Consider the following 12,325-nt stretch of genomic DNA (forward strand, 5'->3'; position numbering starts at 1 on the left):
GTGATTTTTACAGAAAAAAAACTTCGTGGAAGCATCATAAAACCTCCACGAAGTTTCTTTCTTATGCGAAAGGATTTTCCGTAGGATACCGCATGCCCTTAGGCTGATTGAAATTCAAATCCTCAACCGGAACGCCGATATACTTAAATACCTCATAGAGAGCCTTTCCAAAATGGCCGAAGGCCACCGCGCCGTGATGAGGGTAATTCTTCTCAATAAGCACATGGCGGTAGAAGCGTCCCATTTCAGGAATCGCAAACACACCGATGCCTCCAAAGGACTTTGTAGCCACAGGAAGCACCTCTCCCTGGGCTATGTATGCCCTCAGCTTACAGTCTGCGGTGGACTGCAGGCGGTAGAAGGTAATATCCCCGGGAATGATATCTCCCTCCAAAGTACCCTGGGTCACCTCCTCGGGAAGATTTCTAGCCATGATCATCTGATACTTCATGCTGCAGGAGGTAAGCTTCTTTGTGTTCGTGTTGCCGCAGTGGAAGCCCATGAAGGTGTCATTATGCGTATAGTTGAATTTGCCTTTGATGGATTCCTCATACATATCGTCGGGAACGGTATTATTAATATCTAACAGCGTTACCACATCCTGACTTACACAGGAGCCGATAAATTCGCTTAAGCAGCCGTAAATATCCACCTCGCAGGAGACAGGGATACCCATACCGGTAAGACGGCTGTTCACATAACAGGGGACAAAGCCAAACTGGGTCTGGAATGCAGGCCAGCATTTTCCGGCAATGGCAACGTATTTGCGATAGCCCCTGTGCTCCTCCACCCAGTCAAGCAAAGTCAGCTCATACTGGGCAAGCTTAGGCAGTACCTCGGGCTTTAAATTGCCTGCGCCCAGCTCTTCCTCCATTTCCTTTACCTTTGCGGGAATTCTCTCGTCTCCATCATGCTTGTGGAAGGCCTCAAACAAATCCAGCTCGGAGTTTTCTTCGATCTCTACGCCCAGATCATAAAGGGGCTTGATGGGAGCGTTGCAGGCAAGGAAATTCAAGGGCCTTGGGCCAAAGGATATGATCTTTAAATCATGCAGTCCTATGATTGCCCTTGCGATGGGCAGAAATTCATGAATCATGTCCGCGCACTCTTTCGCTGTGCCAACGGGATTTTCAGGAATATAAGCTTTTACATTGCGCAGCTTTAAGTTGTAGCTTGCATTGAGCATACCGCAGTATGCGTCGCCGCGGCCGCCCACCAGATCGTTCTGGGTCTCCTCCGCAGCTGCAATGAACATAGCCGGACCGTCAAAATGCTTTGCAAGCAGTGTCTCAGAAATTTCAGGCCCGAAGTTTCCAAGATAAACGCACAGGGCGTTGCATCCGGCCGCCTTGATATCTTCAAGAGCCTGCACCATATGAATCTCACTTTCCACAATGCAGACAGGGCACTCGTAAATCCCCTCCATACCATACTGATCGGCGTAAGCCTTTACCAATGCCTTTCTTCTGTTGACGGACAGGCTCTCGGGAAAACAGTCCCGGCTCACCGCAACAATTCCTACTTTTACTTCTGGCAGATTATTCATTTTCCATTCCTCCTATCTGAATTCCTTTTATCAGGAAATTCTTTTCCCGGGAAACAGCTTTCCCTTCAATCATTGATATTCAGGTTTTTCCCCTTCAGACCCAGAAAGCAGCCCGGTTCAAGACCACCCTCCTCATGGCCGATAAGCCATTTGTTCACTGCGGTAAGCAAAGCGTCCTCATCCAAAGCCTTTCCCTGCTCCAAATGGGCATGCTTCTCCTCCAGTGGATAATTGGTCTTTCTGGGAAGCACCACTGCCACCTGAAATTCCTTTCCATCCACACCACAGGGCGCATAGTGCAGGGTAGTGGCGTACAGCTCCACAGCAGTGCCCGCAGGTACCAAAAACGCCTCCACCAGGGAGGTGTCATAGGTAAAATCCTCCTCCACATCCTGCTGGCATCCCAGCATGAGCACCGCATCCCGGGCTGCCACATTAATCTCCGAGCTTCTGTGATATTCCAACGCGTTTAACAAAGAATTGTGTCCATTGCAGTAGCCGATCTGAATGGGTATCTCCCCAAAGACAGCCTTCGTCAGCTCCGCTTTCACAGGGAGCTCTTCAAGGGCCTCCACACTGGGCTCATAAACCACATCCTGGGGAATCGGCATCTTTTTCAGCGCTTCCACAAGCTCCCCAAAATCCACGTTCTGGATGACCCTTCCGTATTTCCGAAAGGCCTGATCCGTAACTGACAGAATTTTCATGGAATCCACCTCTTTCTTTTCTTTTTTGGTTATTATGACCAGTTTCGTGACCTTGGCAGCTATTTGGCTAAAAGAGCAAATACAGGGCGGCAGGCGGGATAGATTTCTTTAAACTGTGCGTACCGCTCATCGTATCTTTGCGCCAGCTCAGGCTCGGGCAGGATGGTTTCTGTGACCTTCACCACCTTGTCCGCAATCTCTTCAACGCTTGCATACTCGCCGCAGGCTACCGCTGCCAGCATGGCCCCTCCCAAAGCAGGCCCCTCCTCGCTCTCAATGGCGTCCACCTTCAGATTCAGTATGTTGGCGATCATTTTTCTCCACAAAGGACTTTTGGCTCCGCCCCCGCATATCTTAGTGCGTTCCAAATGAATTCCCAGAGATTTTGCCACCTCAAGGGAATCCCGCAGCGCAAAGGCAACACCCTCTAACACTGCCTGGGTCATATCCGCTCTGGTTGTGTCCATGGTCATCCCCAAAAAAACGCCTCTTGCATCGGGGTCGTTATGAGGGGAGCGTTCTCCCATCAGGTAGGGCAGGAAAAATACATGATTACGGCCCAGATTTTTGATTGCCGCCTGCTCCTTTCCATAATCGCCTGTGCCCAGAATCTCATCCATCCACCATTTGTTGCAGGAAGCTGCGCTGAGCATACAGCCCATCAAATGATAGCTGCCGTCGGCATGAGCAAAGGAATGAAGGGCGTTATGACTGTCAACCCTGAAATTTTGGGAGGAAATAAATATGGTTCCGCTGGTGCCCAGGGAAATATTACATTTATTATCCCCCACTGTGCCTGTGCCCACAGCCGCCGCCGCATTGTCTCCGGCTCCGGCCGCAACAATCACATTTTCGGGAATTCCAAGCTCCTTTGCAATCTGAGGACGCACCCTGCCCACAGGCTCATAGCTCTCAAAGCACTGCGGCAGTTTAGACATGGATATGCCGCAGATATCGCACATCTCCTGAGACCATCTGCGGTTCTTCACATCAAACAGCAGCATACCCGAAGCGTCCGACACGTCCGTACAGTGTATCCCCGTCAGCCGGTAAGCTATGTAATCCTTCGGCAGCATGATCTTTTCTATTTTCTCAAAGTTGTCCGGCTCATTTTTTCTCACCCATAAAAGCTTGGGCGCCGTAAAGCCTGCAAAAGCAATATTGGCAGTATACTGGGACAGCTTTTCCCTGCCGATCACCTCATTGAGATAATCCGTCTCCTTCCCGGTCCTGCCGTCATTCCACAGAATCGCCGGGCGGATTACCCGATCCTCCTTGTCCAGAATCACCAGACCGTGCATCTGTCCGCCAAAGCTGATACCGGCCACCTTGCTTTTGTCTGCCTCCTGCAGAAGCTCCTTGATGCCTTCCATGGTCTGATCATACCAATCCTCGGGCCTTTGCTCGGACCAGCCGGGATTGGGAAAATACAAAGGATACTCCTTAGATACAATATTTTGAATCTTCCCATCGCTGTCCATCAAAAGCAGCTTCACCGCCGATGTTCCCAAATCAACGCCTATATACAGCATAAATCTGCTCCTCTCTAATCGTGCTCGTGCACACCACTTTAATCATAAAGGTTTCTCAATAAAAAATCAATAGCTGAAATGATTTTCATGAAAATGTCAAATTTGAAAGTCTCTTTTTTGTTGAAAGTGACGAATCCCAAACTGTGCTCGAACACGTTGACTTCCTTTTTCATTTATGTTACCTTGTTAATGAAACAGCAAATCAGGAGGTGATTCCTATGGCAACCATCAAAGAGATCGCTGCGCTTGCAGGCGTTTCCAGAGGAACTGTTGACCGGGTCTTAAACAACCGGGGCGCGGTAAATCCCGCCACCGCCGCAAAGATCAGGGAAATTGCAAAGGCGCTGGATTATAAGCCAAACCGCGCGGGGCTGGTGCTTGCCGCCCAGAAGAAAAAGCTGAAGCTTGGAATGATTCTCTTTTCTCTGGATAATCCCTTTTTTATAGATGTGCTGGAGGGGGCCAATGAAAAGGCACAGGAACTGGAGGGCTACAACTGCACTGTTTTGATCCGCCAGATCCCTTTGAACCCGGAGGCACAGCTTCAGGCCATGGAGGAGCTTGTGGCGCAGGAGGTGAACGGCATTGCCATGGCTCCCTGCAACGACGAACGCATCCGTCAGAGCATCAATGCACTTTCCGAAAGAGGCATTCCTGTGGTGACCTTTAACACCGATATCGAAAATTCCAAACGGCTTGCCTACGTGGGGAGCAATTACACCAAAAGCGGCGCAACCGCCGCCGGGCTTCTTCGGCTTATGACCCATGGAGAGGTGCATGTGGGAATTGTCACCGGCTCCTCCGGCATACTCTGCCACACAGAGCGGATTGCCGGGTTTACAGAGACACTCCGCCCCTGGCAGGATCACATACACATTACGGAAATCATAGAGGTTCACGATGATGAGATTGAAAGCTACGAAAAGACTACGGCCCTTTTGCAGGCGCATCCTGAAATCAACGCGCTTTTTTTTGCAGCAGGAGGCGTGTACGGGGGCTGCCGAAGCGTATGTGCCTTAAACCGCAAGAACCATATCTGCATTGTGGCCTTTGACAAGGTGCCCACCACGAAAGAGCTGGTGGCTGACGGCACCATTTCGGCCATCATCTGCCAGCAGCCCAAAATCCAGGGCAGCAAGCCCCTCGCGCTTTTATTCGCCTATCTGACCACCGGGGAGCGTCCGGAAAAGGAGTACAACTATGTAGCGGTAGACATCCGGATTCGTGAGAATATATAAGCTGTTTTATTTCTTAAGATTTCTCCGACACTATTGTCATTCACTATATCTTGTATTATAATAGGTACAATGACTACGAAATATAGGTCTGTACCATTTCAAGCAACCAATGACAGAAGGCTCGGGGAGAATTGATTTACCAATGAACAAATCGGATTTAGATAGAAACGCTTATATGCCGGGCGGCTCTTATGCCCGGCGCGGATACCTGCGGTGGTGGCATTCCTTTGTGGGTACACAGGAGGAAACAGGGGAATCCCGCACCTTTTTTGTGGAATATTTTATCATAAATCCGGGGCTTGGAAGCGATCAGCCTATTTTAGGCCAGCATCCTTATTTTAAAAAGAGAGGCCTGAAGCCTTCTTATGTGATGATAAAGGCCGGCGTTTTCCCAGGCAAGGCTTCTTCGGACACAGAAAAGCTTCCCGGCAGGGAGCTCCATGCCTTCTATCCTATCTCCTCCCTGAAGGCTACGGGAAAGCCTCTTGTGATGCAGATTGAAGATTGCTTCTACAGCGAAAATCATATTTCCGGCTTCGTAGACGTCACAAAGCAGGAGGCCAGGCACCGCAGCCTTATGACAGACGCCGGCAGCATGGAATGGGATTTAGAAGTGCACAAAGCAGTTTCCTGCCACACCGGCATTCTCTCCAGCGCCTTTTTTACAGCTTTGCACGCATTGAACAGCTTTTGGCATGGAGAAGGCATACGCACCTTCTACCGGGGGCATGTGATTTTGGACGGAAGCCTTTACCGGGTGGAGCCGGAAAGCAGCTGTGGATATGCTGATAAGCATTGGGGACGGAATTACAATCACCCCTGGTTTCAGCTTTCCTCCTGCCGTCTTACCAGTGAGCGCACCGGCAGAGAGCTGAAGCATTCTGCGCTGGCCATTGATGGCTGCTGCCCTCGTTTTTTGTGTTTTACCCTAAAGCGGCGGCTGATGATTCAGCTCACCTACATGGGAGAGGACTTTGAATTTCTTTTCGCCAAACCCGGAAGCTTCTGCCGCTCAAAATGGAAGATGAAGGAGACCAACAAGCGCTATCTCTGGCACATCAATGCCCAAAACAAGGATGCCGTGATCCGCATTTCGGGCTGCTGCAGAAAAGATGGGATGATGCCCCTTCGCTATGAGACGCCGGAGGGCGCAAAGCCGTCTCCCACACTGTTGGGCGGAGGAGATGGATACGGAACCATCCAGATTTACAGAAGGGTTTCAGGCAAAAAGCAGTTGATTGACACACTGTCCTTTGAAAACGCCCTTTTTGAATACCAGTCCTGACATAGGGATGGCAAGTAAGCGGCTGGGGAGCTGAACGATGAATAAGAAAAAGGTAGCTTTTATCTGCGTGCACAACTCCTGCCGCAGTCAGATTGCGGAAGCGCTCGGCAAGCATTTGGCGGGAGATAAGTTTGATTTCTATTCTGCCGGAACAGAAACAAAGCCAATACAGCAAGACGATTGATAAAATCCCCACGCCCGATATTGCCATTTCAATGGGGTGTGATGTGGGCTGTCCCTATATTGGCAGAGCATTTGACGATAACTGGGGGCTTCCTGATCCGACAGGCAAGAGCGATGAATGCTTTGTGCAGGTCATTGAAGAAATCGCCCAAAAAATAAAAACGTACGCCGCCCAGGCGCATTTGTAAATGGGAATTTTTTTCATAAAATGGGCTCAATGACTGCACGGAAATAGCTGTCTAATTCCTCCGGCGTGTGTTTTTTCTTGTCTTTCAGCCACCATAGAACCATTTCCACAAAGCTGCCGGAGATATGGTTGATAAGAAAATCCTGTGGTATATCTTGATTGTTTCTTCGGTTTTGATTCACAAATTGGTTTCGTATCAAATCGTTTAAACTGTCTTTAAAATACCGCAGGAAGAGCTCGCTGCTTTCACAGGAAAGCAAGCCGAGAATATTGTTTTCATTTTCCTGCAAATGCTGTAACAAATGGCAGAATACGGATTCCGGTGCGTTTTGTTCCGAATACAGCCCGTGAGTATGGGTACAATCCATGGCGCTGTTGATAATATGTCCGAACAGCTCCTCACATAGAGCTTTCAGTAAATCGTCCTTTGCTTCAAAATGAGCATAAAAAGTCGTCCGTCCCACATTGGCGGTATCTATGATTTCCTGTACTGTAATTTTACTATAACTTTTCTGTGCCAAAAGAGCGCCGAATGCTGCAAAGATGGCCGATCTTGTTTTCTGTTGCCTTCTGTCCATATAACTCCTTCCGTACATTTTTTTGAAAATGTTCCATACGAAATACAAGCTTGATATTATCTCTTGTATTTCACTGGCTGGTTACCTACAATAAAAAAAGAACAATATGTACGCTATGAAATTCATAGTACAGTAAATACAGGTGCCCGTCAAGAGTGAAACTGTATAAAAACTGTACGGATTGGAGGCATCCCTATGTTAAAGAAATTCGTTGATTTTTTAGCCGGACTTCCCATGACGATTGTCGCCGGTGTATTCCTGCTTTTGGATTTGGTTCCTCACTTGACAGCGGAATTTGGCGGCGAGGCAATACATCTGCCCTTTCTTCCATTTGATCCTGCGTGGATAACCATAATTATCAGCGGCATTCCCCTTTTGTATCTTGCCATATGGAGAATCATTCATAATCCCGGTATCAGAAAAATTTCGTCTGCTCTGTTGATATGTATTGCGATGTTTGCAGCAATCTATATCGGCGACCTGTTTGCAGCCGGTGAGGTCGTATTTATTATGGCCATTGGAGCGCTTTTGGAGGAAGCCACCACCAACCGGGCAAAAAAGGGATTAAAAACGCTGATTCAGCTTACGCCTTCCAGTGGGCGCAGGCTGAAGGACGGCAAGGAAGAAATGATATCGGCAGAAGAGATCAGACAGGGAGATATTCTGCGTATCCTCCCTGGTGAAACCATACCGGCAGACGGCAAAATTATAAGTGGCGAAACATCGGTTGACCAGTCCATCATGACAGGCGAATCCCTGCCTGTAGACAAAGGCGTGGGCGAGGAAGTCTACTGCGGCACCATCAACCGCTTTGGCTCCATTGATATTTCTGCAACAAAAGTTGGCGAGGACAGCTCCCTTCAGAAACTGATCCGCATGGTGCAGGATGCGGAGAATAAGCAGGCTCCCATGCAGCGTCTGGCAGACAGAGCAGCAAGCTGGCTGGTGCCGGTGGCTCTGGCTATTGCTATTGGAGCCTACATCTTTTCGGGAAATATCGTTACTGCCGTGACAGTGCTGGTTGTTTTCTGCCCTTGTGCGCTTGTGCTTGCAACACCTACCGCCATTATGGCGGCAATCGGGCAGGCAACAAAGCACGGCGTAATCATCAAATCCGGTGAAGCTCTTGAAAAAATGGGAAAAGTAGATACGATCGCATTTGACAAAACCGGTACGCTGACCTACGGGCGCATGGATGTAAGCGATATTCTTTCATTCGACGATTCTATCGACGAAACCAAGCTGCTTTCTCTGGCAGCATCCGCCGAAGCAAAAAGCGAGCACCCGCTGGGAAAAGCAATTGTGGCTTATGCAAAATCAAAAGAAGCTGAAATTACAGAATCAGCTTCCTTTAAGATGACAACCGGCAAGGGTATTTATGCAGAGGTTGAAAGCTTCAAATTGCTTTGCGGAAATGAAAAATTCCTGATTGAAAACAGAATTTCCATTGACAGGGATATTCAATCTGTATTAGACCGGCTGAGGGCACAGGGAAAAGCGTCTATTCTGGTAGCGGACGAAAAAAAATGTCTTGGTGTGATTGCCCTTTCGGATGTGCTGCGCCCTGAAGCAAAGGATATGGTTTCCCGTTTAGCTGCCATGCAGACGCAAGTGGTGCTGCTGACGGGCGACAATAAAAAAACGGCAAATTACTTTGCCCACCAGGCTGGCATCTCCCAAGTCCGGGCAGAGCTGCTGCCGGAAGAAAAGGTGCTAAGCATTGAGGATTTGCAAAATAAAAATCACAAGGTTTGCATGATTGGCGACGGCGTCAACGACGCACCTGCTTTAAAAACTGCGGATGTAAGTGTAGCAATGGGCAGCATGGGAAGCGACATCGCAGTGGAGGCCGCAGATATTGCCCTGATGAGCGATGATATTTCAAAAATCCCATATTTAAAACGGCTGTCCAATGCTACAGTTAAGACGATTAAAGCAAGTATCACTTTGTCTATGTGTATCAATTTTGCGGCCATTGTACTTTCCCTGATGGAGGTTTTGACGCCAACAACCGGAGCATTGGTGCATAACGCAGGCTCCTGCTTTGTTGTGTTGATTGCGGCACTGTTGTATGACCGAAAGTTTGAATCCTAGAATATCAGTAATTCTTGCCCCGGGTAATCGTGCCGTTTCTCTCTTTATGCCGCTTTACCAGATCGGCGATAGTCACATTGTCTACCACTTGATTGATGGCGGCATAAAGCTCCTTCCAGACGCCAAGAGTCTCGCAGATATCGCACATCCGGCATTCATCAGCCTTTTCATCCAGGCAGGCTACAGGGGCAAGGGAGCCTTCCGTCAGGCGCAGTATCATTCCCACCGTGTATTCCTCCGGATTCTTGGCGATGCGATAGCCGCCTCTGGCTCCCCGCACGCTTTTTACGCATCCGGCCCGATTCAGCACAGAAATGATCTGTTCCAGATACTTTTCAGAAATATTCTGACGCTCTGCAATTTCCCTTACCTTGATACATTCTCCCGTATCGTGCAGCGCCAGGTCAAGCATAACCCGCACCGCATATCTGCCCTTTGTTGATATTTTCATGTTACCATTCCTTTTTTATCCGGTTTATGTGTAGGGAATGACCGCCCCGTTATAGTTGTCCAGGATATACTGTCTGATGGTATCCGACTGCAGAGCCTCCACAAGAGCCTTAATCTTTTCCAGCTCCTCATTTCCTTCCTTTACCGCCACCACATTCACATAATTGGCTACGGTCTCCGACTGGCTGCTCTCATACAAAAGCGCATCCTCAGCAACCGTCATGCCCGCCTGCATTGCATAATTGCCATTAAGGATGCCAAAGGACACCTCAGAAAGCATTCTGGGAATCTGAGCCGCTTCCAGCTCCACGATCTCAATATTATAAGGATTCTCCACAATGTCGTTTACCGTTGCGTTCAGTCCCGCGCCCTCTCTCAGGGTGATATAGCCGTTTTCCTGTAAAAGCAGCAGCGCCCGCGCTTCATTTGACGTATCGTTTGGCACCGCAATGGTAGCACCCTCCATATTGGAAGTATCCGTCTGGGTTCCGGGATACAGACCAAAGGGCTCATAATGAATATATCCTGCACTTACAAGGTTCGTTCCCCTCTCCTCATTGTAGCTTTCCAGATAAAGCACATGCTGAAAGTAGTTTGCGTCAAATTCTCCGGAATCCACCACATTGTTCTGCTGCACATAATCGTCAAAAATCTGCACCTCCAGGGTATAGCCCTGTTCCTCCAAAAGGGGCTTTGCCTGCTCCAAAATTTCCGCATGAGGAACTGCCGACGCCGCCACCCTGATGGTCTTGTCGTCCGTCTCCGTTCCCGCGCAGCCTCCAAGTACGCCTGTGCCCAGCACTGCCACCGCAGCCAGGGCCAAAATCTTCTTTTTCATAATTTGCCTCCTCATTCTTTCTATTTCAAACGTCTATCCAGCTTTTTAGACAGCTTTGTGCCCACATACTGCAGGATCTGTACCAGAAGCACCAAAAGCACCACTGTCACCAGCATGATATCCGTCTGATAGCGATGGTAGCCATACCGGATGGCAATATCTCCCAGACCGCCGCCTCCCACGGCTCCCGCCATGGCCGAATACCCCAGGATGGTTCCCAGGGCAATGGTTCCTCCCACAATCAGGGAAGTCCTTGCCTCGCCCAGCATCACCTTCCAGACAATGGTCCAAAGTCCCGCTCCCATACTCTGAGCCGCTTCAATGACCCCCTTGTCCACCTCCAGCAGCGAGGACTCCACCATCCTGGCTACAAAAGGAGCCGCCGCAAGGGTCAGGGGCACAATGGTTGCCGTTGCGCCATAGCTCTGGCCCACAATAGCCCTGGTCAGCGGAATCACAAGGATCAATAAAATCAAAAATGGGATACTTCTCACCACATTCACCACCGTATCCAGCAGCTTATATATGATTTGATTGGGCCTGAGCCCCTCCTTGGCGGTAAGCACCAGGGCAATCCCCATAGGCAGCCCCAAAATGTAGGCAAACAGAGTAGACACCAATGTCATATAAAGGGTAACCAGGGTTCCCTCCGCCAGCATCATCACCGTTGCATTATTCCACATAAGAATCCAGCTCCTTTACCGTAAGTTTTCTCTCCTGCAAAAAGCGTATCATCCTTTCCGCCGCCGTATCATCCTCCGGCAGCTGCAGGACCATCTGTCCATAGGCAATGCCCCCGATGTCCTTGGTGTCCGCCATCAGAATATTCACGGGCGCCCGGCATTCCAGAATCATATTGGCGATCACAGGCTCAAAGGAGGATTTTCCGTCAAACACAATACGGATACAGCGTTTCCCCTTCATTTTTTCCGTGGGCTTGTCTGCCATAAACACAAGCCTTCTGGCCGCCGCTGTCTGAGGGTTGGAAAACACCTCCTCCACGGTTCCCTTCTCCACCAGCTCTCCTGCGTCAATAATAGCCACATGGGTACAGATTTCCTGCACCACCGTCATCTCGTGGGTGATAACGACCATGGTAATTCCATATTTTTTGTTAATCTCCTGCAAAAGCTTAAGAATCGCCTTGGTAGTCGTCGGGTCCAGGGCGCTGGTAGCCTCGTCGCACAAAAGTATCTTGGGATTGTTGGCCAAAGCCCTGGCGATAGCCACCCTCTGCTTTTGTCCGCCCGACAGCTGGGCGGGATAACTCTCCGCCTTTTGCGTAAGACCCACAATCTCCAAAAGCTCCATGGCTCTTTTTCTGGCCTGGGCCTTTTTTTCTCCTCTGATCTCCATGGGAAAACACACATTATCCAGCACATTTCTCTGCATGAGCAGGTTAAAATGCTGAAAGATCATGGCAATATCTGTGCGTACCTCGCGAAGCCTCCTCTCTCCCAGAGACGACAAATCCTGATCCTCTATAAAAACCGTCCCCGTGGTCGGCTTCTCCAGAAAATTCAGGCACCGCACCAATGTGGATTTTCCGGCTCCGCTCATGCCGATAATCCCGTAAATCTCACCCTTATTGATGGATAGGCTGATGCCCTTTAATGCTTCTACCTTACCCTCCCGCCCGCTAAAGGTCTTGGTGACATTTTCAATCCGAATCATGGTTTCCATACGC

At 49.4% G+C, this 12,325-nt stretch carries 11 protein-coding genes and 1 pseudogene; 4 read left to right on the top strand and 8 right to left on the bottom strand.

Going from position 1 to position 12,325, the window contains the following annotated elements; genetic code table 11:
* Nucleotides 1-61: 61 nt before the first annotated feature.
* The 3 genes from SHK35_RS03090 to xylB form a co-directional block, all read right to left on the bottom strand.
* On the bottom strand, nt 62-1,546 hold the full coding sequence (locus tag SHK35_RS03090) for an L-fucose/L-arabinose isomerase family protein (protein ID WP_318703860.1): 1,485 nt from the start codon (nt 1,544-1,546) through the stop codon (nt 62-64).
* Between the two features lie 65 nt (nt 1,547-1,611).
* Nucleotides 1,612-2,253, bottom strand: a complete 642-nt coding sequence (locus SHK35_RS03095; RefSeq protein WP_318708529.1) for a DUF4867 family protein — start codon at nt 2,251-2,253, stop codon at nt 1,612-1,614.
* Between the two features lie 59 nt (nt 2,254-2,312).
* Nucleotides 2,313-3,785, bottom strand: coding sequence for a xylulokinase (gene xylB, locus SHK35_RS03100; protein WP_318708531.1), 1,473 nt, complete (start codon nt 3,783-3,785; stop codon nt 2,313-2,315).
* 218 nt (nt 3,786-4,003) lie between these two features.
* On the opposite strand from xylB, the gene SHK35_RS03105 reads away from it, so the two are divergent.
* From SHK35_RS03105 to SHK35_RS03115, 3 genes and pseudogenes are all read left to right on the top strand, one after another.
* On the top strand, nt 4,004-5,023 hold the full coding sequence (locus SHK35_RS03105; protein ID WP_318708533.1) for a LacI family DNA-binding transcriptional regulator: 1,020 nt from the start codon (nt 4,004-4,006) through the stop codon (nt 5,021-5,023).
* Between the two features lie 142 nt (nt 5,024-5,165).
* A complete protein-coding gene (locus tag SHK35_RS03110; protein ID WP_318708534.1) occupies nt 5,166-6,308 on the top strand; it encodes a hypothetical protein in 1,143 nt (380 codons plus the stop codon).
* Between the two features lie 37 nt (nt 6,309-6,345).
* Nucleotides 6,346-6,679, top strand: a pseudogene (locus tag SHK35_RS03115) (arsenate reductase/protein-tyrosine-phosphatase family protein).
* Between the two features lie 13 nt (nt 6,680-6,692).
* Here SHK35_RS03115 and SHK35_RS03120 read toward each other — a convergent pair.
* Entirely contained in the window at nt 6,693-7,256 is a 564-nt protein-coding gene (locus SHK35_RS03120) for a TetR/AcrR family transcriptional regulator (protein ID WP_318703871.1), read from the bottom strand.
* A 195-nt stretch (nt 7,257-7,451) separates the two neighbouring features.
* Here SHK35_RS03120 and SHK35_RS03125 point away from each other — a divergent pair, with 195 nt between their 5' ends.
* Nucleotides 7,452-9,350, top strand: coding sequence for a heavy metal translocating P-type ATPase (locus tag SHK35_RS03125; protein ID WP_318703873.1), 1,899 nt, complete (start codon nt 7,452-7,454; stop codon nt 9,348-9,350).
* A gap of 4 nt (nt 9,351-9,354) precedes the next feature.
* Here SHK35_RS03125 and SHK35_RS03130 read toward each other — a convergent pair whose 3' ends face one another.
* The 4 genes from SHK35_RS03130 to SHK35_RS03145 are packed head-to-tail and all read right to left on the bottom strand — an operon-like array spanning nt 9,355 to nt 12,321.
* Nucleotides 9,355-9,801 carry an RrF2 family transcriptional regulator gene (locus tag SHK35_RS03130; protein WP_318708536.1) on the bottom strand — a complete coding sequence of 149 codons (447 nt, stop codon included), beginning with the start codon at nt 9,799-9,801 and terminating at the stop codon, nt 9,355-9,357.
* A gap of 24 nt (nt 9,802-9,825) precedes the next feature.
* Entirely contained in the window at nt 9,826-10,638 is an 813-nt protein-coding gene (locus SHK35_RS03135; protein ID WP_318703877.1) for a MetQ/NlpA family ABC transporter substrate-binding protein, read from the bottom strand.
* A 20-nt stretch (nt 10,639-10,658) separates the two neighbouring features.
* Nucleotides 10,659-11,321 carry a methionine ABC transporter permease gene (locus SHK35_RS03140; RefSeq protein ID WP_318703879.1) on the bottom strand — a complete coding sequence of 221 codons (663 nt, stop codon included), beginning with the start codon at nt 11,319-11,321 and terminating at the stop codon, nt 10,659-10,661.
* Nucleotides 11,311-12,321: a methionine ABC transporter ATP-binding protein gene (locus SHK35_RS03145; protein WP_318708538.1), complete on the bottom strand. Its 1,011-nt coding sequence runs from the start codon at nt 12,319-12,321 to the stop codon at nt 11,311-11,313. Before SHK35_RS03145 ends, SHK35_RS03140 begins: the two co-directional genes overlap by 11 nt.
* Nucleotides 12,322-12,325: the final 4 nt, after the last annotated feature.

Origin of the sequence: Candidatus Acetatifactor stercoripullorum, from assembly GCF_944382095.1 — a bacterium.
Classification (GTDB): domain Bacteria; phylum Bacillota; class Clostridia; order Lachnospirales; family Lachnospiraceae; genus Acetatifactor; species Acetatifactor stercoripullorum.